Source organism: Halorubrum lacusprofundi ATCC 49239, from assembly GCF_000022205.1.
Classification (GTDB): Archaea; Halobacteriota; Halobacteria; order Halobacteriales; family Haloferacaceae; genus Halorubrum; species Halorubrum lacusprofundi.
Map to the genome: position 1 here is coordinate 1,515,371 of NC_012029.1, position 23,028 is coordinate 1,538,398.

The 23,028-nt window shown below is 63.1% G+C and carries 18 protein-coding genes, 2 rRNA genes and 1 pseudogene; 12 read left to right on the plus strand and 9 right to left on the minus strand.

Going from position 1 to position 23,028, the window contains the following annotated elements; translation table 11 throughout:
• The first annotated feature begins 151 nt into the window (after positions 1 to 151).
• Both malA and malQ read left to right on the plus strand, forming a co-directional pair.
• Positions 152 to 2,338, plus strand: a complete 2,187-nt coding sequence (gene malA / locus HLAC_RS07440) for an alpha-amylase MalA (protein WP_015910233.1) — start codon at positions 152 to 154, stop codon at positions 2,336 to 2,338.
• Between the two features lie 84 nt (positions 2,339 to 2,422).
• Positions 2,423 to 3,913 (plus strand): 4-alpha-glucanotransferase, encoded by a 1,491-nt coding sequence (gene malQ, locus HLAC_RS07445; protein WP_015910234.1) that lies wholly within the window; start codon positions 2,423 to 2,425, stop codon positions 3,911 to 3,913.
• 57 nt (positions 3,914 to 3,970) lie between these two features.
• Here malQ and HLAC_RS07450 read toward each other — a convergent pair whose 3' ends face one another.
• On the minus strand, positions 3,971 to 4,174 hold the full coding sequence (locus HLAC_RS07450) for a PLDc N-terminal domain-containing protein (protein WP_015910235.1): 204 nt from the start codon (positions 4,172 to 4,174) through the stop codon (positions 3,971 to 3,973).
• Positions 4,175 to 4,619: 445 nt separating this feature from the next.
• Here HLAC_RS07450 and HLAC_RS07455 point away from each other — a divergent pair, with 445 nt between their 5' ends.
• The 5 genes from HLAC_RS07455 to HLAC_RS07475 all read left to right on the plus strand — a co-directional run bounded on the left by HLAC_RS07455 (position 4,620) and on the right by HLAC_RS07475 (position 10,386).
• The gene (locus HLAC_RS07455) at positions 4,620 to 5,882 is read left to right on the plus strand and encodes a Zn-dependent hydrolase (RefSeq protein ID WP_049933694.1); all 1,263 of its coding nucleotides are present in this window, start codon (positions 4,620 to 4,622) and stop codon (positions 5,880 to 5,882) included.
• Positions 5,883 to 5,997: 115 nt separating this feature from the next.
• On the plus strand, positions 5,998 to 6,954 hold the full coding sequence (locus HLAC_RS07460; protein ID WP_049933396.1) for a mechanosensitive ion channel family protein: 957 nt from the start codon (positions 5,998 to 6,000) through the stop codon (positions 6,952 to 6,954).
• Positions 6,955 to 7,021: 67 nt separating this feature from the next.
• Positions 7,022 to 7,303: a winged helix-turn-helix domain-containing protein gene (locus HLAC_RS07465; protein ID WP_015910238.1), complete on the plus strand. Its 282-nt coding sequence runs from the start codon at positions 7,022 to 7,024 to the stop codon at positions 7,301 to 7,303.
• 99 nt (positions 7,304 to 7,402) lie between these two features.
• Positions 7,403 to 7,708: a DUF8036 family membrane protein gene (locus HLAC_RS07470; RefSeq protein ID WP_015910239.1), complete on the plus strand. Its 306-nt coding sequence runs from the start codon at positions 7,403 to 7,405 to the stop codon at positions 7,706 to 7,708.
• Positions 7,709 to 8,355: 647 nt separating this feature from the next.
• Positions 8,356 to 10,386 (plus strand): DUF7282 domain-containing protein, encoded by a 2,031-nt coding sequence (locus tag HLAC_RS07475; RefSeq protein WP_015910240.1) that lies wholly within the window; start codon positions 8,356 to 8,358, stop codon positions 10,384 to 10,386.
• A gap of 172 nt (positions 10,387 to 10,558) precedes the next feature.
• Here HLAC_RS07475 and HLAC_RS17780 read toward each other — a convergent pair whose 3' ends face one another.
• Entirely contained in the window at positions 10,559 to 11,197 is a 639-nt protein-coding gene (locus HLAC_RS17780; protein ID WP_012660235.1) for an IS6 family transposase, read from the minus strand.
• Between the two features lie 152 nt (positions 11,198 to 11,349).
• On the opposite strand from HLAC_RS17780, the gene HLAC_RS07480 reads away from it, so the two are divergent.
• The 3 genes from HLAC_RS07480 to HLAC_RS07490 all read left to right on the plus strand — a co-directional run bounded on the left by HLAC_RS07480 (position 11,350) and on the right by HLAC_RS07490 (position 13,102).
• Positions 11,350 to 12,351 (plus strand): transcription initiation factor IIB, encoded by a 1,002-nt coding sequence (locus HLAC_RS07480; RefSeq protein WP_015910241.1) that lies wholly within the window; start codon positions 11,350 to 11,352, stop codon positions 12,349 to 12,351.
• 96 nt (positions 12,352 to 12,447) lie between these two features.
• Positions 12,448 to 12,627, plus strand: coding sequence for a DUF7836 family putative zinc-binding protein (locus tag HLAC_RS07485; protein ID WP_015910242.1), 180 nt, complete (start codon positions 12,448 to 12,450; stop codon positions 12,625 to 12,627).
• Between the two features lie 241 nt (positions 12,628 to 12,868).
• On the plus strand, positions 12,869 to 13,102 hold the full coding sequence (locus HLAC_RS07490) for a UPF0058 family protein (RefSeq protein WP_015910243.1): 234 nt from the start codon (positions 12,869 to 12,871) through the stop codon (positions 13,100 to 13,102).
• A gap of 170 nt (positions 13,103 to 13,272) precedes the next feature.
• On the opposite strand, the gene HLAC_RS07495 is transcribed toward HLAC_RS07490, so the two are convergent.
• Together HLAC_RS07495 and HLAC_RS07500 are read right to left on the minus strand one after the other, a co-directional pair.
• Positions 13,273 to 13,701 carry a DUF555 domain-containing protein gene (locus HLAC_RS07495; protein ID WP_049933696.1) on the minus strand — a complete coding sequence of 143 codons (429 nt, stop codon included), beginning with the start codon at positions 13,699 to 13,701 and terminating at the stop codon, positions 13,273 to 13,275.
• Between the two features lie 97 nt (positions 13,702 to 13,798).
• Positions 13,799 to 14,725 carry a DNA-3-methyladenine glycosylase family protein gene (locus HLAC_RS07500; protein ID WP_015910245.1) on the minus strand — a complete coding sequence of 309 codons (927 nt, stop codon included), beginning with the start codon at positions 14,723 to 14,725 and terminating at the stop codon, positions 13,799 to 13,801.
• A gap of 117 nt (positions 14,726 to 14,842) precedes the next feature.
• On the opposite strand from HLAC_RS07500, the gene HLAC_RS07505 reads away from it, so the two are divergent.
• The gene (locus tag HLAC_RS07505; protein WP_015910246.1) at positions 14,843 to 15,340 is read left to right on the plus strand and encodes an SRPBCC family protein; all 498 of its coding nucleotides are present in this window, start codon (positions 14,843 to 14,845) and stop codon (positions 15,338 to 15,340) included.
• A 62-nt stretch (positions 15,341 to 15,402) separates the two neighbouring features.
• Here HLAC_RS07505 and HLAC_RS07510 read toward each other — a convergent pair.
• Together HLAC_RS07510 and HLAC_RS07515 are read right to left on the minus strand one after the other, a co-directional pair.
• Positions 15,403 to 17,046: pseudogene (locus HLAC_RS07510) on the minus strand (ATP-binding response regulator).
• A gap of 95 nt (positions 17,047 to 17,141) precedes the next feature.
• Positions 17,142 to 18,029: a DMT family transporter gene (locus HLAC_RS07515; protein ID WP_015910248.1), complete on the minus strand. Its 888-nt coding sequence runs from the start codon at positions 18,027 to 18,029 to the stop codon at positions 17,142 to 17,144.
• Positions 18,030 to 18,183: 154 nt separating this feature from the next.
• Here HLAC_RS07515 and HLAC_RS07520 point away from each other — a divergent pair, with 154 nt between their 5' ends.
• Entirely contained in the window at positions 18,184 to 18,486 is a 303-nt protein-coding gene (locus HLAC_RS07520; RefSeq protein ID WP_015910249.1) for a DUF8124 family protein, read from the plus strand.
• A gap of 17 nt (positions 18,487 to 18,503) precedes the next feature.
• On the opposite strand, the gene HLAC_RS07525 is transcribed toward HLAC_RS07520, so the two are convergent.
• From HLAC_RS07525 to HLAC_RS07535, 3 genes are all read right to left on the minus strand, one after another.
• Positions 18,504 to 19,448, minus strand: coding sequence for a DUF7504 family protein (locus tag HLAC_RS07525; RefSeq protein ID WP_422652233.1), 945 nt, complete (start codon positions 19,446 to 19,448; stop codon positions 18,504 to 18,506).
• Positions 19,449 to 19,585: 137 nt separating this feature from the next.
• A 5S ribosomal RNA gene (gene rrf / locus HLAC_RS07530) occupies positions 19,586 to 19,707 on the minus strand.
• A gap of 138 nt (positions 19,708 to 19,845) precedes the next feature.
• A 23S ribosomal RNA gene (locus HLAC_RS07535) occupies positions 19,846 to 22,765 on the minus strand.
• Between the last annotated feature and the right edge of the window lie 263 nt (positions 22,766 to 23,028).

Sequence of the window (23,028 nt, forward strand, 5' to 3'; positions counted from 1 at the left end):
TTCCCTGCGATTCCCGAGGTGAAAGCCTTGACGAACGAGGCGGTCTGTGGACTACTGCGCGAAGCCGCTGAGAACGGCCCACGAGTGCGAGCGATCGGTGACCGTCCACAGAGGAGCAACAACGAAGACCCCGGGTGCCGATGGGGCAGACATGCATCATCCCGGACCCCCGCGATTCCTCGCGACCGGCGAGACCACGGAGCTTGCACCGCGAGATCCGGACCCGAACGGATCCTACGAGTGGCGCGTTGTCGACGCGCCGCCAGACAGTGAAGCGACGGTCGGAACCGACCCGGTGACCGAGTTCACCCCAGACGTACCCGGACGCTACTGGATCGGGCTCGACGCCCCCGACGGTGATCACCGGCTGACGGTCCACGCGTTCCCGTCGAGCTACGAGGGTGTCGACGTCGAGGGCGGAAGCGGGACGGAGATCCGCGACCGCACCGCTGGCAACGCCCCGGTCGACTACGCCGAGCCCCGCGGCGATGGGGGCGTGGGGCGGCCGCGAATGCGTCTGGACGCGAGCGTGGAGTTAGGGGAGACCGACGGGGACGAGGAGGGCGGTGACGAGAAGGGCAGCGACGAGAAGAGCAGCGACGAGAAGAGCAGCGACGGGACTGGCAAGCCCGAAATCGTCGTCCGAGCGACACCGACACCGAATCCCCATTCCTCGCTCGGCGCGGGCGACCTACGAGTGACGTTCATCGTCGACGACCGCGACGTCGAGAGCGCGGTCGCAGAGGGGCGGAGGAACCCACGTGACGCGCTCCGGACGAGCGACGACGGGCGGGAGCTTCGCGTGCCCGCGGCCGCGGTCGCGGATCGACTTCGGGTCCACGGGGTCGCGGTCGCGGCGGAGCCGGGGCAGGAGCCGCGGGTTAGCGTCGCCGACGCGGTCGCGGTCGATCGAAGCGACGGCGGCGTGGGCAGGCACGACGAGGGCGACAAAACGAGCGATCGGAACAACGGCGATGACGGACGCATCGGCGGCCCGACACGCCCCGCCTTCGAGACGGTTCGGCTTAACGACCCGCCGACGTGGACGCACGACGCAACCGTCTACGAGGTGTACGTCCGGACGTTCGCCGACGAGGGGAAAGGGGAGACGTTCGGCTCGATCGCCGACCGGATCCCGGCGATTGCGGAACTCGGCGTCGACACGCTGTGGCTCACGCCGGTCCTCCAGCACGACGGGAAGCCGCACGGCTACAACATCACCGACTTCTTCGACGTGGCCGAGGACCTCGGCGAGCGCGACGACTACGAGGCGCTGGTCGAGACGGCCCACGACCACGGGATGCGGGTGCTGTTCGACTTCGTCGCCAATCACACCGCGCGCGACCACGAGTGGTTCGAGGACGCCTACCAGAATCCGGACTCCCCGTACCGCGACCGCTACGAGTGGCAAGAGTCGGGCGAGCCGGGGACGTACTTCGACTGGGAGCTGATCGCGAACCTGAACCACTCGAACCTCGAGGTTCGGCGATTCCTCCTCGACGTGGTCGACGAGTGGGCCCCGCTCGTGGACGGATTCCGGTGCGACATGGCGTGGGCCGTGCCGGACTCCTTCTGGCGCGAGCTTCGCGACCGGGTGAAGGACATCGACCGGGAGTTCCTGTTGATGGACGAGACGATTCCGTACATCCCCGGCTTCCACGAGGGGATGTTCGACGTTCACTTCGACGCGACGCTGTACTTCCAGCTCCGCCAGATCGGCCGGGGCGTCGACCCCGCCATGTCGCTTTTGGACGCGATCGACCAGCGCGCCGAGATCGGCTTCCCGGACCACGCCGAGTTCCTCCAGTACATTGAGAATCACGACGAGACGCGCTACCGCGTCGAGTGCGGCGACGCCGCCGCGGCCGCGGCGGGGGCGGCGATATTCACGTTGCCCGGCGTGCCGATGATCTACGCCGGTCAGGAGATCGGCCAGCGCGGCCGGCGCGACGCGATCGCGTGGGATCACGCCCGCGAAGGAGTCCGCGACCGCTACGAGCGGCTGATCGCGGTTCGCGAGGCTCACCCGGCGCTCGGACCCGAGGGCGACCTCGACCGAGTAGGGTACCACGTCGCCAGCGGTGACGTCTCGGAGCGACCGATCGTCGCCAGCGGCGACGTTCACCCCGACGACGTGGTGGCGTTCCGTCGGAGCGACGAGGACGAAGAGCTCGTCGTCGTCCTCAACTTCGCACCCGAACCCGCGAGCGTCTCGGTCGGCGTCGACCACGCCGATCGGGACCTCGTGTCGGGCGATCCCTGCGTGGTTGTCGACGGCGATGGGACCGAACGAATTCGCGTCGACGACGTGGCGGTCGCCCGGGTCGAGGGGCGCTGAGCCGGTCGACCAGACGATCGATGACCCGTTCCTCGAGAGTTCGTGGACACAACGCTTGAGTCGCTGGGGGTTGCAGGGGGACGCATGCGACTCGATCGCTCCAGCGGCGTGTTCTGTCACGTCACCTCGCTCCCGGGGAGACACGGTATCGGCGACCTCGGCGACGGGGCGAAGGCGTTCCTCTCGTTTCTCGGCGACGCCGACATCGGCCACTGGCAGGTCTGCCCGCTCGGGCCGACAATGGGCGCCGCCGGGGAGTCCCCGTACCAATCGCCCTCCGCGTTCGCCGGCAATCCTCTCCTGATCGACCTCGACGGGCTCGTCGATGACGGCTGGCTTGACGAGTCGGACCTCGAACCGATTCCCGACTTTCCAGAGGATCGGGTCGACTACGACGCGGTCCGCGAGTACAAACAGCCGCTGTTGCGGACCGCCTTCGAGCGGTTCGATGAGGCCGAGGCCGGGAAGGCTCACTCCGAGTTCGACGCATTCCGCGAGCGCGAGCCGTGGCTCGACGACTACGCGCTGTTCCGGGCGATGTCTGGCGAGAGAGACGATGACACGTGGGTCGAGTGGCCCGACCCGCTCCGGACCCGAGAGCCCGAGGCGCTCGACGAAGCCCGCGAGCGCCACGCGACCGAGGTTCGGTTCGGAGAGTTCCTCCAGTGGATGTTCGACCGGCAGTGGCGCGACCTTCGGGCGGTCGCCGCCGACGAGGGCGTGTCGATCGTCGGCGACGTGCCCATCTACGTCGCGCTCGACTCCGCGGACGTGTGGGCGAACCCCGAGGCGTTCCGGCTCGACGAGGGGAACCGCCCCGCGGTCGTCGCGGGCGTCCCGCCGAACCCGGGCGACGACGGGCAGCGCTGGGGGAACCCCGTCTACGACTGGGATCGGCTTGCCGAGCGCGACTACGACTGGTGGATCGCCCGGTTCCGGCGACTGTTCGAACTCGCCGACGTGGCCCGACTCGACCACTTCCTCGGGTTCGTGAAGTACTGGGCGATCCCCGCCGACGCCGACGACCCGGCCGCCGGTGAGTGGTGTGAGGGGCCGGGACGCGACCTGTTTGAGACTGTAGAGCGCGAGCTGGGGCAGGCGCCCTTCATCGCCGAGGACCTCGGGTTCGAGGAGCCGGCGATGGACGAGCTGATGGTGGAGTTCGGCTTCCCCGGGATGCGCGTTCCGCAGTACGCCGACTGGTGTGCGGAGGGGAACCAGTACCAGCCGATGCACTACCCCGAGGGGGTCGTCGGCTACACGTCGACCCACGACACGGACACGTGGGTCGGCTACTTCGAGGGTCTGCCAGAGCGCCAGCGCGACTGCTTCCGGTACAACGTCGGCGCCGACGGCGACCGCCCACCGGAGTGGGAGATCATCGACGAGGTGTGGGCCTCGGAGGCGGTGCTGGCGATGACGACGGTCCAAGATCTGCTCGGGCTCGGGAGCGAATCGCGGTTCAACGAGCCGGGAACCCTCAATGGCAACTGGGAGTGGCGCGTCCGTCGCGACGCGCTCGACGACGCGATCGCCGACCGGCTGTGGGATCTCGCCGGTCGACACGTGCGGTAGGCCGGCTGGCGACGGCTTTCACCCACTCGGGTTCAGCATTTTCAAGTGAGCGGCTGCCTATCGGCGGCCGATGATGAGGTACAACACGAGCCCCAGAAGCGGTGCGAGAAAGGCGACGATCGCCCACAGAAATGCGGGCTGGTCGCTCCGCTGTTGGGCGTCGGAGTAGATCCAGACGATGATGGCGAGCTGCACGAGCAGTGTGAGGAGGCCGAACAGGAGGACGAGCGCGCCGCCTCCTCCTTGTAGTATCGGGGACATCGTCCCCGACGACTCGGCGGAAAAATAGGTGTCTTTGGTTACGGAGAATCAAGGAGAAAGCCTCGCGCTTCAGCGCGGGGATGAATCCGACATTGCAAGGATTTAATTAGCCGCTTGTTGTCTTAACGATAAACCGAGGCGGCCTGCCCGCCCAATCAATCGGACAATATCGGGATTCGACGGTTCCAAGCAGAAGGCACCCCTTCTGTGTCGGAATCGGGTGCAGTCAACAAAAGTATCTCCGAATCCCATGCCGGGATAGGAGTAACGGCTGATTGGCACAGCCAGTAGCCGCCCAATGTGGTCGCTACAAACCGTAACCATCCCAACCCAGCGGTGCGGTGCCGTGGGAATCCTCGCGCTTCAGCGCGGGGAGGATGTCAATCCGGGAGCGTCGGGCGACTTGACCGCGAACCGTTTTGAGCTGTGGCCTCTCTATCCGTACATGGACCTCTCAGTCGACGCCGACCGCCTCCGGGCGAACCTGGAGGCGAACGCCGAGTTCGGACGGATCGCGTCCGACGATCCCGAGGAGCGCGGACGGACGAACCGGACCGGGACCGAAGCGAACGGGCAGGCTCGCGATCGGCTGGTCGATCGATTCGACGACGCCGGTCTCGACGTCGCCGTTGACGCCGTGGGCAACCTCGTCGGGACGTGGACCCCCGACTCGGCCGACCCCGACGCGGCGCCCGTCGCGAGCGGCAGCCACCTTGACAGCGTCCCCGAGGGCGGGATCTTCGACGGCCCCCTGGGGGTGTACGCGGCGCTGGAAGCGGTGCGCGCGATGCAGGACGCGGGCGTCGAGCCGGCGCGCCCGGTCGCGGTCGTGAGCTTCACCGAGGAGGAGGGCGCGACGTTCGGGAACGGGCTGCTCGGGTCGAGCGTCGCGACCGGAGCGATCGACCTCGACGAGGCGCTCGCGCTCGAAAACGACGCGGGAGAGACGCTGGGCGAGGTGCTCGACCGGATCGGCTACCGCGGCGACGACGAGATCGATCCGGCGTCATGGGCGGCGTTCTACGAGATGCACATCGAGCAGGACACGGTCTTGGAGGATGTGGGCGCCGACGCCGGCGTGGTGACGACGATCACCGGGATCACCCACTGCGAGGCGACGATCGAGGGGGAGGCGAACCACGCCGGCGCGACGGCGATGGAGGACCGGACCGACGCGCTCGCGGCCGCGAGCGAGTTCGTGCTCGACGTGGAGGCGGCCGCGAACGATGTCGTCGCGACCGACAGCGACTCCGCGGTCGGGACGGTGGGATCGCTGTCCGTCTCGCCGAACGCGACCAACGTCGTCCCCGGTCGCGTCGAGGCCGGCGTCGACGTGCGAGACGTCGAGACCGAATCGATGGAGACCATTGTCGCCGCCGCGCGCGAGTCGCTCGCCCGGCTTGAACGCGAGCGCGGCGTCGAGACTGCCTTCGAGCGACCCTTCAGCGTGACGCCGACGCCGATGAGCGACAGGTTCCTCGACGCGGCGCACGCGGCGGCCGAGGCGGCGGGACTGACCGCGGTCGATCTCCACTCCGGCGCCGCCCACGACGCGATGCGGGTGGCGGCGGTTGCGGACTCCGCCCTGCTGTTCGCCCCCTCGCAGGACGGGATCTCGCACAGTCCGCGCGAGTGGACCGACTGGGCGGACTGTGCCGCGGCGACGGAGGTCCTCGCGGGCGCGCTGGCGCGGGTGGCTGACGAGTAGCCGGACCGCGCGAACGAGTGTAGCCGGGACGCGGTTCGAGCGCGTCCACGAGCGTACCGGTTCCGAACCGTCCCGTCGTCACAACCGTTTTGCCGGTCGGACGCGACCGACGACCGTGACACGACCTCTCGGACTCGGTGCCATCGTTCTCGGCGTTGCCGCCGGCGTGGCTGGAGGGGTGGTAACGACGACCAACCCACTCGGCGCCTGGCCCGACCTACTCGGCTATCCGGCGGCCCTCGTCGTCGGGCGGGCACTGCTCGTCGTCGCCGTGTTCGGAGTGTTGTACGGATCGTACTTCCTCTCCGTCCAGTTGTTAATGCGGTCCGAGAACAAGCGACGGGCGTACAACACGCGGAACGTGTTACGGCTCGCGTTCGGGTTCGTGGGGACGGTCGCGACGCTCGCGGTGCTGACGGAGAACTGGCTCGGGCTCCTCTTCTCGCTCGGAGTCATCGGGTTCGCGATCACCTTTGCACTCCAGCAGCCGCTGCTATCGCTCATCGCGTGGGTGTACATCACCGTTAAACAGCCGTACGGCGTCGGCGACCGCGTCCGGATCGACGACGCGAAAGGCGACGTGATCGGCGTCGACTTCCTCGTGACGACGCTGTGGGAGATCAACGGCGAGCTGGTGACGACGAACCAGCCGTCCGGACGGGTGGTGACGGTGCCGAACAGCGTCGTGCTCTCCTCGAACGTGGTCAACTTCGGCGGAGGTGGCTCCCCGTACGTGTGGAACGAAGTCGCCGTGCAGGTCGCTTACGAGACTGATCTCGACTTCGCCCGGTCCGTGATGGCCGAAGAAGCGACCGACCTCCTTGGCGAGGACATGGCCGCGGGGATCGCGGCGTACCGCGAGGCGCTTGCCGAGACGCCGGTGGAGCTCGAAGTGCACGACGGGCCGACGGTGAACGTGACGCAGGGCGAGTCGTGGGTGGAGCTCCGCGTCCGGTACCTCACTCATCCGCGTCGGGGGCAACGCGTCAAGAATCGGCTGTACGAGCGGATCCTCGCCCGGTTCAACGAGAACCCCGACAGGGTGGCGTTCCCGGTGAGCCGGAGCCGGTAGCCGTCCTCGTGTCGGGGATCCGTCCGAGAGCGGTGGAGTTAGGTGGCGTGCCGACGACTCGAATACGATGGAAGCGGCACTCTGGTACGTGCTGACCGGAACGCGGGGCGGAGCGAACCGCGTCCGGCTGTTGCGGGCGCTCGACGACCGCCCGCGGAACGCGAACCAGCTCGCCGAGGACCTCGATCTGGACTACAAGACGGTCCGACACCACCTCGACGTACTGATGGACAACGACGTCGCCGAGCGCAGCGGCGACGACTACGGCGCGGTCTACCTGCCGACGCCGCGAGCGCGCCAACACTGGGACACTATCGAAACGATCATGGAGCAAACAGATGACGACTGACGGACCAGAGGTTCGGAGCCGTAGCCACCGCATTGCGGGTCGTATTCGGAACGAATTTGGGAAAGTGGTTATACCCGCCCCGTCGGTAGCAGGTGTACGATGAGTTTCTGGTTCGACGTAGCGCGAATCTCGGCGGGGCTGAACGTCGTCCTGCTTCTCGCGCTCGTCTGGGTGTGGGGGCGGAACTACGCGCAGTTCCGCTCGAAGCACGCTCTCGGGTTAGCGATGTTCGGCGTGTTTCTGCTCGGAGAGAACCTGTTCGCGCTGTACATCTATCTGATCGACCCCATGCTGTCCCTGTGGTTCGCCTCCGACGTCCCCGCCATAGCGTGGCGAGGGATGATGGCGCTACACGTCCTCCAGACGCTCGGACTCCTGTTTCTCGTCTGGATCACGTGGGACTGAATCGATCGAGACCGCTTCTCACTGTACTGTTACACAATTTCTGCGAGAACCGAGGTGCTATTTGATCGATGACGGGAGTATGTGTATCGATTCGGTTGATCGGGTGTTTATAAATCAAGTTCTGGTGTTGCTGGCGGCCGTTTATACGTGATCGACGACTCTACGGTGGCGACCTCCAAAGCCCCAGCTGTGCTCGGCTCCCACAGCTCGCTGCGGTCCTCGGTCGCTCGCGATGCTCGCTCCCTGTGGTCCTTGCGTCGCTGGGGTTCGTCGAGCACGGCTGCCCCTTTGAGTCCCATCCCGACCGCACCGCAACCGCACCTCACTCCTCCCCAACCTCGTCGCTGGCGCCGTCGGCGCCAGCGACTCCCTCGCACCGTCGGTGAGCGCCCCCTTCGGGCCGCTCACCGGGGCGCGCCACCGCACAGCCGCTTATAAGCGATCGTCGGCATAGCTCGCGATTGGTTAAATATCGGATCGCCGCCAGCGATCTGTAACACCCGCTCGCACACTCTACCACTGCGGTTCCTCAAACCGACACGTTAGCGCTTGCATATCCGTTTTGGGCGGCTTTCCGAACGAATTTGGGTGAGAAGGCGGCGGGAGTTCGGGAAATCTCTTTTTATATATCCTCGGTCGACTCTCTCATGCGCAACAGCGCATTCACATTGGCGATAGCGGTCGTAGTGGTCGTGTCGGCGGTCGCCGGCGCGGCTGGTGCGGTCGCGGCACAGAGCGGTACCAACGAGGCGAGCGTGAGCTTCTCCGACGGAACGTCCGGCGGGAGCACGGTCGTCGTCGACGAAGTCCACGTTCCCGACGGCGGGTTCGTGACGATTCACGACGGATCGCTGACCGACGGGAACACCCTCGGGAGCGTCGTCGGCACGAGTGCGTACCTCGAACCGGGGACGCACGCGAACGTGACCGTCGAACTCACCGACGCGGTCGAAACGGGCACGTTCCACGCGATGGCGCACCGCGACACCGACGGTGACCGCGCGTACGCGTTCGTCTCCTCAAACGGCGGGGCAGACGGGCCGTACACGGTCGACGGCGACATCGCGATGGACGACGCGAACGTGACGGTCTCCGCGAGCGTGACCGGGACCGACCAGCCCACCGAGGGCGAGTACGTGATCGTCGACCGCGTCGAGCTGAGCGACGGCGGGTTCGTGACGGTTCACGACTCCTCGCTCGCTGACGGCGCGGTGTTCGACTCGATCCGCGGCACGAGCGCGTACCTAGAGGCGGGCGTCCACGAAGATGTCCGTGTCCAGCTCGATGATCCCCTGCAGAACGACGATACGGTGTTCGCGATGGCGCACCGAGACACGAACGGCAACGAGGCGTACGACTTCCCCAGCAGTGACGGCAGCGAGGACGGTCCGTACCTCGACGCGAGTGACGAGATCGTGATGGCCGGTATCGACGCCGAACTCGACGACGAGGCGCGGTCGAGCTTCGACGCCCAGACGTCGGGCGGTAACGCGGTCGTCGTCGACGAGATCTACCTGCCGGAGGGCGGGTTCGTGACGATGCACGACTCCTCGCTCGCGGACGGCGCGGTGTTCGACTCCATCAGCGGCACGAGCGCGTACCTCGAACCGGGGATCCACCGCGATGTCGTCGTCCGGCTCGACGACCCGCTAACCGAAGATGACGCGCTCTTCGCGATGGCGCACCAGGACACGAACGGCAACGAGGCGTACGACTTCCCCAGCAGTGACGGCGCCGAGGACGGTCCGTACACGACCGATTCGTCCGACATCGTGATGGACGACGGGAACGTCACCGTCTCCGCGAGCGTGGCGTTCGAGACGGACGGCTCGGACGGGACGGCGGTCACGGTCGACCGAGTGGACCTGAGCCAAGGCGGATTCGTGACGATTCACGACGCCTCGATCGGCGGAGGCGCCGTGTTCGACTCCGTTCGCGGTACCAGCGCGTACCTGGAGGCTGGCCTCCACGAGGACGTGACGATCGAACTCGACGAGCCGCTGACGGACACGGAGCAGCTGGTCGCGATGCCGCACCGTGACACCAACGACAACGAGGCGTACGACTTCGTCGACAGCGAGGGAGGGGCCGACGGTCCCTTCCTGACCGGTGAGGACGCTCCCGTGACGGCCGGAGCGACCGCGCAGGTGACTGCGTCCGTCGGCGCGATCGCGCAGGACACCGACGGCGAGACCGTCGTCGTCGACTCGGTGACGCTCCACAACGGCGGATTCGTGACGGTTCACGACTCCTCGCTCGCGGACGGCGCGGTGTTCGACTCCATCCGCGGCACCAGCACGTACCTCGGGCCGGGAACGCACACCGACGTCGAGATCGCGCTCGACGACCCGCTGAGCGAAGATGACACGGTGTTCGCGATGGCGCACCGCGACACCAACGCCAACCAGGCGTACGACTTCCCCGCCACAGATGGCGACGAAGACGGTCCGTACACCGCCGCGGGCGCGCCGGTGATGTCCGCCGCCGATCTGACCGTCGAAGCGGGTGGGGACGCCGGCGATAGCATGTCGGACGGCGACGGAGCCGACAGCGGGGAGATGAGCGACGACGGTGCAAGCGACGAGGAAGGAAGCGGCGACGAGGCGCCCGGGTTCGGCGCCGTCCTCACGCTCGTCGCGCTGATCGCGGTCGCGCTCGTCGCGCGCCGTCACACCTGAGATCAAGAGTCGTCGAGGACGAGCCGAAGGCAGTTTGAACCCATTATTTATATGGCTCGAATGTTCCGACTGCGAGAAATACGGAACTCAATAGAAGGACGCTCGATCTTTACATCCGATTATACAGGCCTTACAGCCGATTTCCAATAGTATCGTTGATACGATGGTCGCGTTAAGTTTGGCGTGAATTGTGGTAGACGGCGAAGGCTTCGAGCCAATTTTGAGCTGTCTCAAGCGCGACATTGCTGAAACTATTCGCAAACGATGATGTTCGACGTTCTATTTCCCAAAAGACACGTTCGATAGCATTCCGATTTCCATGCCGAATCACTCGGAATCGATAGCCATCTTCAGCGAGGACTGGTCCAAGATAGTCTGCGTCATCGACGAGAAATTCCACGTCATTGAGCCTGTATCGCTGGTGTAGATCGGTCAGAAACCATCGCGTCGTCTGTTTCGTTGTGGTCGGATAGAGGCTCACATGAAGGATTTCGTTGGTATATGGATCAACCGCGCCGTACAGCCAGAACTGCTGGCCGTGGAGGCGGATCATCTTTTCATCAACCGCGAGTTGATCCGCAGAAACCGTCGAGATCGGTTGTAGATCGGCTTTATGAACCCAGTTGTGAATAGCGACATGACTCCGATCAACCCCAAATCTTTCGAGATGCTTACTTACCTCTCTCAGTGACATACCGGCTAAGTGACAGCGGATCCCTACTTCAATCGCCCAGCGCGGCGTTCGATCTCGCTCCACAAACGACAAGTCAATCCACGCGATACCTTCGCTGAGGCGGTCGAATTCTGCCATAGACACTCAGAACTCGTCCGCCCCATCCTCTAACTTAACGCGACCGATACGATAGTACAAAGGTTTATATACTCTAGTGACTTACTATTGGTTAACTAATCGGCGAACCCGGCTCCAGTATTTCTGTCGGGAGTTCGATCGGTGAGAACACCATGACTGAGACACACATACGCGGCTACAACGGCGAGACGGAGCGAGACCGGAGCACAGAGTCGACTGAATCGACGGCTGAGGAGGCGGAATCGACGGAAGAACGGACTACGACTTGTCCGGAATGCGAGGGCAACCTCATAACCGACACGGAACACGGCGAGACGGTCTGTTCCGAGTGCGGGCTCGTCGTCGAACAGGACTCGGTCGACCGCGGGCCGGAGTGGCGCGCCTTCGACTCCAGCGAGCGCGACAGCAAGTCCCGCGTGGGGGCCCCGACGACGAACATGATGCACGACAAGGGGCTCTCGACGAACATCGGCTGGCAGGACAAAGACGCCTACGGGAAGTCGTTGTCTAGTCGTCAGCGCCAGCGGATGCAACGGCTGCGCACCTGGAACGAGCGGTTCCGCACTCGCGACTCCAAAGAGCGGAACCTCAAGCAGGCACTCGGCGAGATAGACCGGATGGCCAGCGCGCTCGGCCTCCCCGACAACGTCCGCGAGACCGCCTCGGTCATCTATCGTCGCGCACTGAGCGAGAATCTCCTGCCGGGGCGCTCCATTGAGGGCGTTGCAACCGCAGCGCTGTACGCCGCCGCCAGACAGGCGGGGAACCCGCGGAGTCTCGACGAGATATCGGCGGTCTCTCGGGTCGACAAGATGGAGCTCACCCGGACGTACCGATACGTGATCCGCGAGCTCAAACTGGAGATTCAGCCCGCAGACCCCGGAAGCTACGTCCCCCGGTTCGTCTCGCGCCTCGGCCTCTCCGAGGAAACACAGCGGGTCGCCCGCGAACTGCTCGACAGTGCCAAACGCGCCGGGATCACCAGCGGGAAATCGCCGGTCGGACTCGCAGCCTCTGCGGTGTACGCGGCTGCACTCCTCTCGAACGAGAAGGTAACCCAGAGCCAGGTGTCGGAGGTTGCCGACATCTCCGAAGTTACCATCCGGAACCGGTACAAGGAACTCCTCGATGCGAGTGAAGGACTGACCGCCTAATTCGCCCGGTCAACACTTCTTCTCAGCCCTCGTACGGGGGACGAGACGTCGGAACCGCCACGTACGTTTTTAACCTGGTAGCGTGTACCATAGACCATGGTGGATGCGTTTATCAGACTCGTCTGTCCGGAGTGCAACAAGGAGTGGCAGGACAACCCCGCGGAACTACAGAGCCTCCGTTCGAACTTCAGCTGTCCCGACTGTCACGCGACACGCCGACTGACGGAGTTCATGCGGACCGAGCGTGACCTCGAAGCCGTCAAACAGTTCCAGTAGCTAGCGGTCGGTCCGTTTCTTCGTCGATCGGGCACGCGCGGCGGCGACGCAATCAGGAACACATCGACACGTGCAATTTTCCGAGTTCGACGGTCGATTGTCCGGGCGAAATTCAAGAACCTTCCCGATCGATAACGCGAAAAGACCCGTCTCCGCCCCGGAAACGGGGAACTCGGGACTATCCATGGTAACGTGACTCAGGATAGTAATATAAGCCTCCGGTAGCAAAGGACTGGTACTCATGAAGAAGCAGGAGCTTATCCACCTTCACGGCCTCCTCGCGGAAGTACGAAAGCAGTGCGAGTTCTGGGACGAGAACATTGACCTTGACGCATATGAAGAACTCGGCGTCAAACCGACATCGATTCACAAGTCGAAGACCGACCACAAAGCCGCTGTTTTTAAGCTGACTGAGGGAATCACCGAGCCGATGGACGAGTCCGAGTCGGAGCCGCTGGCCCCGACCGCAGACTGAGCCTTCATCGCCGCTTGGCGACCGATCGTTACGTTCCTAGTGGCTACGTCGCCGTTCGGAGACTCTCGCATACAGGGTTTCGCATCTCAAACGCGTGAGAGATGGCCGCTGACCCGGTCGCAAGGGGCAGCCACGGGGAATCAATCGCAGGCGTCAGTTTCGGCGTCGTCTTACTCGTCGGAGTCGCCATCGGAGTCGATCGCGTCTCTGTGTGCCGAGTCGCCATCCTCCGCACTGTCTGTCGACGACTGCTTCGCGGAGTCGCCCTCGATCTCCTCGACGCGAAGCACCTCCAGCGGAATGTTCCGAAGCCGCTGACCGATCTCTTTGCGGGCGACGCGGCTCGCGTGTTCTTCGCGGTCGACGTTGAACACGTCCATCCGGAGCTGGAGCGCGACGAGGGCCTCGTCGGCGGCGACAAACGCCGGCAAAAGCTCCTCGCCGCCGGGCGACGTGCGGTTTCCGGTCTCGATCTCGACGTAGTTGAGGTCCGGGTTGAGCATCTCACCCGTCTTCGAGATGGCGATCCGGATCGCTTCGTCGGCGGTCTCCACGTCATACACCGGAACCGCGGCCTCGACGACGACTCGGCAGTCCATCATGAGCCCCAGTACCACGCCAACCGGCATGAAAGTTCGGCCGAGAGGTCGCGCTGTCGAAATGACGCTGCCCCGGGCAAAACCGACTCGCGCCGGGCTACTCCCCGCCCGCGCGGAGGTGGTAGAAGACGTACGTCTGCGCGTAGCCGGCGAACTCCCCGCCGAACTGTTCCCGGATCGCACGCGACGTGTCAGTGTAGTTCCCGCGCTCGCAGTCCGGGTAGTACTCCTCGATCGTCGTCCGGATCCACGTGTCGAGCGGGACCGCCTCAAGGAAGCCGAGCGAGAACAACAGCACGCAGTCAGCAACCTTGTCGCCGACGCCGACGAACTTCGTCAGCGACTCGCGGGCCTCTTCGTACGGGAGGTTCGCCGCCTCTCGCGGATCCGCCTCACCAGATGCGATCATCTCTGCGGTCCGTTGCACGTAGGGAGCGCGGTACCCGAGCGAGAGGTCGCGAAGCTCCGACTCGGTCCGCGACGCGAGCTGGTCCGGCGTCGGAAATGCGCGGTACTCCTCACCGTCGACCGTTACGGCGTCGCCATACGTCTCCCTCAGACGGCGCTGCATCCCGTGAATCCGCGCGACGCGCATCTGTGCCGAGCAAATAAACGATATCAGACACGGAAAGACCGGGTCGCGCGTGAGGCGCATCCCCTCGTACGCGTCGTACGCCCGCTTGAGGAGGGGAAGATCCGGGGTTGCATCGAGAATCGCATCGAGGTCGTCATCGAGCCGGAATAGGTGTTCCAAGAGGGGGACCGCGTCCACCGACGATTCCCAGTGGAGAGTCCCGTCGCGCACGCCGCCCTCCTGTCGCACCCGTATGAGAGCCCGCTCGTCAACGACGCCCGGTATCGGATCGACGACGGTCTCGTACCACGCGTCGCCGCCGTATGCGTGGAGGTCCTCGTAGGTCCTGCCGTCGGCGCGGTTCCAGAGGTAGCTCTGTCCGCTCTCGACGGTCGCTTGAAGATCGAACGGGCCAGCCAGATTCGCGACGTCGATCGCGCCTCGTTCCATTATCGATCCGGTGGCGCCGAAGCCGTATTCGGGTTTCGGTCGGTGAGATCCGATCACGGCGAGCTCGTGGACCGCCATCGAAGACGGGTTTTTGCCCGTTCACCCCGTAAAAGCGGTATGCCGACGTATCGACGGACGACCCGCGTTCCGGCCCCCATCGACGAGGTGTGGGCGTTTCACTCCACGATTGACGGGCTTCGCGAGCTCACGCCCGATTGGATGCACCTCCAAATTGCGGGCGTCGAAGGGCCAGACGGAGAGCCGGATCCGGATGTGCTCACCGAGGGCTCACAGATCCGGATGTCCATACGACCGTTTGGCGTCGGGCCGCGACAGCGGTGGACCTCCCGGATCACCGAGCGAGACCCTCACGACGAGACCGCGCTCGGCGATCGCGCGCACTTTATCGATGAGATGGTTGGCGGCCCGTTCCGAACGTGGGAGCACACGCACGCGTTCTACGCCGACGTGGAGGAGACGCTCTTGGTCGACACCGTCGCGTACCGACTCCCATTCGGTCCGCTCGGGGACGCAGCCGGCCCGTTTGCGAAGGTCGGGTTCGAAGGGATGTTTCAGGACCGACATCGGCGGACAATCTCCCGGTTCGAGTCGTAGATACGGTGCCGTAGCCCCGGCGCCATAAGCCCGACGCAGGAGCCGACGGTGCCACCGCCCGTTCACACGGGATTCACCGCGGTCTCCGCCTCGAAGGAGACCTCGAACACTGCCCCGCTGTCGTTGTGGACATCGACCTCCCAGCCGTGTGCGTCGACGATGCGGTCGACGATGGCGAGTCCGATACCCGAACTGTCAGCGGTCGAAAACCCAGAGTCGAAAAGCGAACCGCGTACGTCGGAGGGAATGCCTGGCCCGTCGTCAGCGATATACATCCCCCCGCCGTCGGCACCGTCGGTTCGAGGGCCGATCTCGATCGCGACGCTCGGGCCGGCGTGGTCGACGGCGTCGCCGGGCTTCGCCCGGCTGCCAGTGGAGGCGTGCTCCACGCTGTTCCGGAAGAGATTCTCGAGCATCTGCTGGAGCCGGGTGGGATCGGCACGCACCCGACCAATCTCGTCGGTAAGCGTCAGGGTCGCGTCGGGCGCGCGGACCGCCTGCCAAGCCTCCTCGACGACGCCGGCCACCGAGGTTGATTCGGTTTTTCCGATCGTGTCCCCGCGTTTCGCCAACATAAGGAGGTTGTCGATGAGCGCTTCCATCCGCGTCACCGCCCGATCCATCGGCTCATATGTCGATAGCGAGATCTCGTTTTCGACCAGATCTAGATATCCTGAAAGCACGTTGAGTGGATTCCTAAGGTCGTGTGAAACGACCGCGCTGAACTGCTCGAGCTGTTCCGTTCGGCGACGGAGTTCCAGCCGTCGGTCGTTGCGCGCGATGGTGTGCGCGATCAGATCGGCGAACGTTCGGTAGAGATCCACCTCCTCATCGGTCCACGCACGCCACGTATCAGTTTCGAAGGACAACACGCCGACCAAATTCCAGTCGGCGACGAGCGGGACGTGGACAGTCGCCGTCGGATAGCTCTCCTCTTCGCCGGAGGCACCGCTCTCGTCCACAGAGTGGTCCGCCAGTTCCGGCGGAACCGACGGCCGGACCACATTCTCGAACATCGAAAGTCGATCGGCGTCTGGGAATCCATCGAGGGAGTGTGATTCGGTGTCGCACCTTTCGGGACACCAGACGTACGCTGGGTCGAACGTCTCTCCCTCTCGGAGATAACAAACGATTCGGTTGAGTTCGGCGTGTTCACCGACGTTCTCCATGGTCCAACAGATCTTCGTGTCGACCTCGTCTGACCGCGTACTCATCAGCGTCGATCCCGAGTCTAACAGAACCTCGCGGAGCTGTTCGGCGTCGTCCGAGCCGAACTGAATCCGTCTCGGCTCCACCGCGTCGAGTAGTCGCTCGACGAGTGGATCCGTGTCAGAGCCCGGTTCGGTTGTCTCCGAGATCGGCTCGGTGACCACGTCGTCTGCACCGACTCGAAGCGCGATACGAAACGACTCAGCGGTCGCTGTCTCGAGAACGACGATGACGGGGACGGGGACGCTCTTAGGCGTCGCCGCGAGTCGGTCAGCGATCGATATATCTGTTGCCGCCTCGGTAGTTGTGACGATACCACAGGCGTCAGCCAGCGGCTGCAGATCGGTGTCTTCGGTCGCCTCCAGCAGCACGTCCGTAGCGGTCGCGCGGTAGTCCGGAGCCCGCGAACCGCTTCACGCCGTCTCGACCGCGCGTGATACACGCGCCTGCACGTCCGAATCGTCTCCGACGTACATCACGGCTGAACGCCGGTGCATACACCGAAATTTCACCGATCGCATTTGAAGCTTAACCCAAAAATATCGGCTTCGAGAACCTCGCGTTACGGTTCAAGGAGCATCAGTCGAAGATATCACGCTCTGCTTTCGGTTGCGGTGAGACCAATACCACCGAGAACGACGGCGCCACCGGCGAGCGTGAACGCCGTGGGAGCCTCCGCGAGGAACACGAACGCGAGAATCGTTGCCCCGACCGGTTCGCCGAGCAACGACACCGATACGACGCTCGATTTGAGGTGCGCGAGCGCCCAGTTGAGCACGGTGTGACCCAACAGCCCCGGTCCGACGGCGAGGCCGACAAAGATCGCCCATTCGCTCGGCGGATACCCGGTTAATGCGTGCCCCTCCGCGAGAACGATCGCGAGGAGTGAGAGGGTACAGACACCGTACACGACCACCACGTAGGGGATCAGCGCGACCCGCTGGCGAATCGATCGTCCAGCGAGCACGTATCCAGCGGCCATGATGGCGCCGAACAGTGCCAGTCCGTTCCCGTAGATCGGTCGCGGTCCGACCAGCACGCCGCCAAGGAGATCGCCGAGCGACATCGCCATCATTCCGGCGACAGCCACCGCGATGCCCACGGTCATCCGAGACGTCACGCGCTCGCGCAACAGGAGCCACGCCCCGAGCGCCACGAACACCGGCTGCGCCTGAACAAGCGTGACGCTCGCAGCGACGCTCGTCCAGTTGAGGCTCTCGAACCACGCAGCGAAGTGCAGCGCGAGCGCGATCCCTGAGAGCGTCGCGAATATGAGGTCTTGGCGAGTGATGCCGGCGAGCTGTGTCCGATAGCGCCAGAGTGCGACGGGGACCAGCGGGAGCGTTGTAAACAGCACCCGATAGAATGCGGCGACCGAACTCGGCGCGTCACTGAGGCGGACGAGAATCGCCCCCCCGCTCACAGCGGTCACCGCAATCACAAGCCCGACCGCCGGTGAGACGCGCAGATTCGTCGACATCCGTTCAATTCTTCAGTTCTAATCCCTCCCAGTTACCGGTTTCGGGACACTCCAGTACGAAATATTGTGAGACTCGACCGGGCAAAGGAGATGCCGACGCCTCCGCACCGATACGTCCGACGGGCCTTTAGAAACGGGAGCCGAACGACCGCGTATGTGTGCAGACACGTTCGGGGTTGGTATCCGCCTCACCGAAGAGGAGTTCCAGTTCGTCGTCGGCGTTCCGTCAGATGTCGACTCCGGTTGGACCGATCCAGAGGAGTTCCAGTCGCTCGTCGCCGAGGCGGTCTGGGAACGACTCGATCGGCAGTCCGTATTCGAGGCCGTCGCCGACCGCTTCCGATCCGGTGAGACGGCGACACTCGGGACGGTAACACTCGATCCCGACGGCACCGTGATCTCATGCGATCTCAGTATTCCCGCTGGAGGAGTTGACAAGGACGATTCTGACGAGTGACGACACCTGTGCCGGTGTTACTCTCCGAGCGGTGCGTCAATTTCGTCGTTTTTGTCGTCCCCGTCAGTTTCAGTCGCTAGCGTCGCCCCGATCGCCCACATACGTGCCGGCTTGTACGCAGTGAGGTCGTATCGCGTCGGGCCAACGGTCTCACTCCATGTGTCTAAGACACCAAGTGTGACCAGTCCTGACAGGGTCGCGCCAAGCGTCCGCGGCGTCGTCCCCGATTCGGAAAGTATCGCGTGAACCTGCTTCGCCTGCGGATAGTTCCGTTCACACAGTTCGACGCCAGTTCGTGCTTCCGCCCAATGATGGCGGACGTAGCCGAACGTCGTCGGATCGTCTCGCCGGAGTCCGTCGAGGGCCGCGTCAACTGAGTGATCGATCCGCTCGACATTGTCGACAGGATCGAACAGTGACGCGACTGACGGCGCCGTCCGTTCCGCGTACGAACAGCCGATCACAACACTTCCATTACAGTCTTCGAGTCGAGTACGTAACCCGTCGGTAAACTCTACCACTGCATCTCGACCACGCTCGGCTAACAGGGGTTCGAGGTCGTCGACAATCACAGTGAATTCGAGATCACGAGCGTCCACAACGTGACCTGCAACCGCATCAAGGATGCGCTCGACGTCGACTGGTGCGCCAAGTACAGTGTAGGCGAGCCGCCGGTCTGGTACGACCTGAGTGGCCATGGCGGCACCACGCGTGAGATCGCTAGCAGAAACGATAGCCTCTCGCTTCGGGAGCGTACCCGTAATTTGCCGCCACCCTCGCCGCCACTCCTCGATTCCCGTTTCGAACAACACCGAGATCACCTGTTCCGAAGCAGCACCGTCACGGACCGGTGGTTGTCCGCGATCGGACACACGTACCGTGAAATGGCGGCCGGACTGCGTCGGAACAGGCATCGTTACATTCCCTTCATCAACAAACCGCATAAACTTATGGGACCACATCTCAATATTGAGAGCCTCTCTGAATGAAACGCGGTTGCGTGTGAAACACAGCACCGCCGCTCTCTATACGTGAAAAAAGCCCACGGACGTAGTGTCCGTGGGCAAAATTACGAGTGGGAGTATACTCCCGTATGAATGGTAGGCGGCGAACCGCGGTTCCCAGAGGATCGCTCACTCCAGTACTTCCCGGTACGCTGGTGGGCTTAACTTCCGTGTTCGGAATGGGTACGGGTGTTGCTCCACCGCTATGGCCGCCTTTACGCCGACTCTCGGAATTGAACCGAGACTCTCTCCACGCTTTCGCGGAGAGAGACGCCTGTGTCGGTGGTTCTTCCGACCGTGTATATGTGCGATCCAGTTACCGCCTGAACTCATACGACCTGTGGTGTCAGTGCCGTATGACTGTGGCTTCGGTCTGTTAGTGCTCGTGGACTCAACACCTCGTTGCCTCGGTGCGTACATCCCGAGTCTATCGAACTCGTCTTCTACGAGTGACCTCATCGGTACTTCTTTTCCATGTGGGTTTCGAGCTTAGATGCGTTCAGCTCTTACCCCGTGTCGCGTGGCTACCCGGCATTGCGTTCTCACACAACCGGTACACCAGTGGCGACCAAACGTAGTTCCTCTCGTACTATACGTTTGTTCACGTCAAGTACCTTGACACCCCCAATAGATAGCAGCCGACCTGTCTCACGACGGTCTAAACCCAGCTCACGACCTCCTTTAATAGGCGAACAACCTCACCCTTGCCCGCTTCTGCACGGGCAGGATGGAGGGAACCGACATCGAGGTAGCAAGCCACCCGGTCGATATGTGCTCTTGCGGGTGACGACTCTGTTATCCCTAAGGTAGCTTTTCTGTCATCTACGGGCCCCATTCCGGAGCCTCGTAGGTTCGCTAGACCACGCTTTCGCGTCAGCGTCACTCGTTGGGAATGACACTGTCAGACCATCTTGTGCTCTTGCGCTCTTCGCCGGATTCCCGACCCGGCTGAGATGATCTTCGGGCGCGCTCGATATCTTTTCGAGCGCGTACCGCCCCAGTCAAACTGCCCGGCTACCGGTGTACTCCTCCCGGAGTGAGAGTCGCAGTCACCGACGGGTAGTATTTCAATGTTGTCTCGGTGGCCCGCTGGCGCGGGTACCTGTGTAATGACTCCTACCTATGCTGCACATCGGCGACCACGTCTCAGCGACAGCCTGCAGTAAAGCTCTATAGGGTCTTCGCTTCCCCTTGGGGGTCTCCAGACTCCGCACTGGAACGTACAGTTCACCGGGTCCAACGTTGGGACAGTGGCGCTCTCGTTTATCCATTCATGCAAGCCGCTACTGAAGCGGCAAGGTACTACGCTACCTTAAGAGGGTCATAGTTACCCCCGCCGTTGACGGGTCCTTCGTCCTCTTGTACGAGGTGTTCAGATACCCGCACTGGGCAGGATTCAGTGACCGTACGAGTCCTTGCGGATTTGCGGTCACCTGTGTTGTTATTAGACAGTCGGAGCGCCCGAGTCACTGCGACCTGCTCCGTCGAGAGCAGGCATCCCTTCTTCCGAAGGTACGGGACTAACTTGCCGAATTCCCTAACGTCGGTTCTCCCGACAGGCCTTGGCTTGCGCTGCCAGAGCACCTGTGTCGGATCTTGGTACGGACATCGTGCTTGTCTTTTCACGGGCCCTATGTACGGCTGACTTGCGCTATCTCGCGTTTCGCTCGCTTCGTGCCGTGACGGCTTCCACGAGTTTCCACGATTTGACCGGGCGAAAGCCCGGCTCAGCGTTCCACACGGCGTCGACGTTTACTGCACGATGGCACTGGAATCTTAACCAGTTTCCCGTTGATGCAGTCGAGTTACGGTGCATCTTAGGACCGGCTGACCCTCGGCTGAGTGGCAGTGCCGAGGAACCCTTGCTCTTCAGGCCGTCGAGGTTCTCACCCGACTATCGCTGCTACTGTGACCAGGATTGTCGTTTCTGAACGGTCCACACGAGTTCTCACCCGTGCTTCCATCCGAACAGAACGCCAACCTACGCGGTTGCCCCTGTCAAGGGCACGGCCAGGTCTCGGTGGTAGATTTGAGCCCCGATCATTTTGGGCGCCTCAAACCTCGGCCGGTAAGCTGTTACGCTTTTCTTAGAGGGTAGCTGCTTCTAAGCTCACCTCCCGGCTGTTTAGGGCTTGAGACCACCTTCGAATCGCACTTAATCTACACTTTGGGACCTTAACCCGGCTCTGGGTTGTTCCCCTCACGGTGCACAGGCTTACCCCGCGCACCGGACTCCCATCGTCTACAACGCCTGCGGGTTTGGAGTTCGACAGGATGGCCGACTCCTCTCGGAGGCGGGTCATCCAATCGGTAGCTCTACCCCGCGGGCTATCTCGGATGAGGTCATGCTTCGACATGTTTCGGTTGGAACCAGCTGTTGCCAGGCTCGATGGGCCTTTCACCCCTATGCACAGATCACGAGAGGATATTGTAGAATACCAACTCTAACGGGCCTCCACGTGGCTTTCGCCACGCTTCACCCTGCCTGTGTATAGATCGCCTGGTTTCGGGTCGCACCCAATTGACTCCCCGCGCTTGAACACGGTGGCCCTCGCACGAATGTGCTGCGGCCGTATCGGTTTCCCTACGCCTTCCCCGGTTCACGGGTTAGACTCGCCAATCAAGTGCACTCCCTGGGTCGTTTTTCAAAACGCACGACACGACGCCGGCTCGACTCTCTTCCTACTGGAGGATCGCTCCTCGGTCGTTTTGAGAATCGCCTTGTACGCCCTGTCGCTCGATCGCCAACTGATTTCAGGCCCTATTGCACCGCCCTTCTCGGGGTGCTTTTCAGCGTTCGCTCACGCTACTTGTTCGCTATCGGTCTCGAGGAGTGTTTAGCCTTCTCAGGGGATGCCTGAGTCGTTCACAGAGGATATCCGACCCCTGCTACTCTGGTATTGACGCCTTCTGTACTGCCTCATCTTACGGGGTTGTCACCCTGTCTCACGCTCCATTCCAGGAGACTTCAGATGAAATGTCGAGAATTGATTGTCAACCCGAACACCACATTGGTCCGAAGACCTTCGGTTTGGGCTGTGTCGCGTTCACTCGCGGTTACTGACGACATCGCTATTGCGTTCTTTTCCTTCCCTTACTGAGATGTTTCAATTCAGGGAGTTCCCTATTGCGCGTGGCAATTGTAAACGGATTCCGATTCGGATATCTCATGTTCTTCCCCTCCATGCGGGTCCCATGAGCTTTTCGCAGCTTGGCACGTCCTTCATCGGCTCTCGAGCCGAGCCATTCACCAGCTGGCACAGTAGCCAGTAGTGTGTCAGTCGATTCAATAAAGAACCGCTGACGGTGTCAAGTGACTAAATGTCACCCGACTGTATATGGTTCACTGACGTTCCACGAACTCGTATGAGTTCAGTGGACGTCTGGATCGCACGTATACACGGTCGTCATTGGATCACGTCCAGGCAGGAGCGTGTCCATCGAACCCTTCCCATCCGCGGTTTCCCGGGATGGTGCATCGGTCGTCGTCTACTCGATCCGAGTCGCGTCTCCCACTTAAGGGGACGGATTCGGACCG

What these genes read in the sequence shown, in the direction of transcription:
- malA (WP_015910233.1), top strand. Translation starts at nt 152, where the DNA reads ATGCATCATCCCGGACCCCCGCGATTCCTCGCGACCGGCGAGACCACG.
- malQ (WP_015910234.1), top strand. Translation starts at nt 2,423, where the DNA reads ATGCGACTCGATCGCTCCAGCGGCGTGTTCTGTCACGTCACCTCGCTC.
- HLAC_RS07450 (WP_015910235.1), bottom strand. Translation starts at nt 4,174, where the DNA reads ATGTCCCCGATACTACAAGGAGGAGGCGGCGCGCTCGTCCTCCTGTTC.
- HLAC_RS07455 (WP_049933694.1), top strand. Translation starts at nt 4,620, where the DNA reads ATGGACCTCTCAGTCGACGCCGACCGCCTCCGGGCGAACCTGGAGGCG.
- HLAC_RS07465 (WP_015910238.1), top strand. Translation starts at nt 7,022, where the DNA reads ATGGAAGCGGCACTCTGGTACGTGCTGACCGGAACGCGGGGCGGAGCG.
- HLAC_RS07470 (WP_015910239.1), top strand. Translation starts at nt 7,403, where the DNA reads ATGAGTTTCTGGTTCGACGTAGCGCGAATCTCGGCGGGGCTGAACGTC.
- HLAC_RS07475 (WP_015910240.1), top strand. Translation starts at nt 8,356, where the DNA reads ATGCGCAACAGCGCATTCACATTGGCGATAGCGGTCGTAGTGGTCGTG.
- HLAC_RS17780 (WP_012660235.1), bottom strand. Translation starts at nt 11,197, where the DNA reads ATGGCAGAATTCGACCGCCTCAGCGAAGGTATCGCGTGGATTGACTTG.
- HLAC_RS07480 (WP_015910241.1), top strand. Translation starts at nt 11,350, where the DNA reads ATGACTGAGACACACATACGCGGCTACAACGGCGAGACGGAGCGAGAC.
- HLAC_RS07485 (WP_015910242.1), top strand. Translation starts at nt 12,448, where the DNA reads ATGGTGGATGCGTTTATCAGACTCGTCTGTCCGGAGTGCAACAAGGAG.
- HLAC_RS07490 (WP_015910243.1), top strand. Translation starts at nt 12,869, where the DNA reads ATGAAGAAGCAGGAGCTTATCCACCTTCACGGCCTCCTCGCGGAAGTA.
- HLAC_RS07495 (WP_049933696.1), bottom strand. Translation starts at nt 13,701, where the DNA reads ATGGACTGCCGAGTCGTCGTCGAGGCCGCGGTTCCGGTGTATGACGTG.
- HLAC_RS07500 (WP_015910245.1), bottom strand. Translation starts at nt 14,725, where the DNA reads ATGGAACGAGGCGCGATCGACGTCGCGAATCTGGCTGGCCCGTTCGAT.
- HLAC_RS07505 (WP_015910246.1), top strand. Translation starts at nt 14,843, where the DNA reads ATGCCGACGTATCGACGGACGACCCGCGTTCCGGCCCCCATCGACGAG.
- HLAC_RS07515 (WP_015910248.1), bottom strand. Translation starts at nt 18,029, where the DNA reads ATGTCGACGAATCTGCGCGTCTCACCGGCGGTCGGGCTTGTGATTGCG.
- HLAC_RS07520 (WP_015910249.1), top strand. Translation starts at nt 18,184, where the DNA reads ATGTGTGCAGACACGTTCGGGGTTGGTATCCGCCTCACCGAAGAGGAG.
- HLAC_RS07525 (WP_422652233.1), bottom strand. Translation starts at nt 19,448, where the DNA reads ATGTGGTCCCATAAGTTTATGCGGTTTGTTGATGAAGGGAATGTAACG.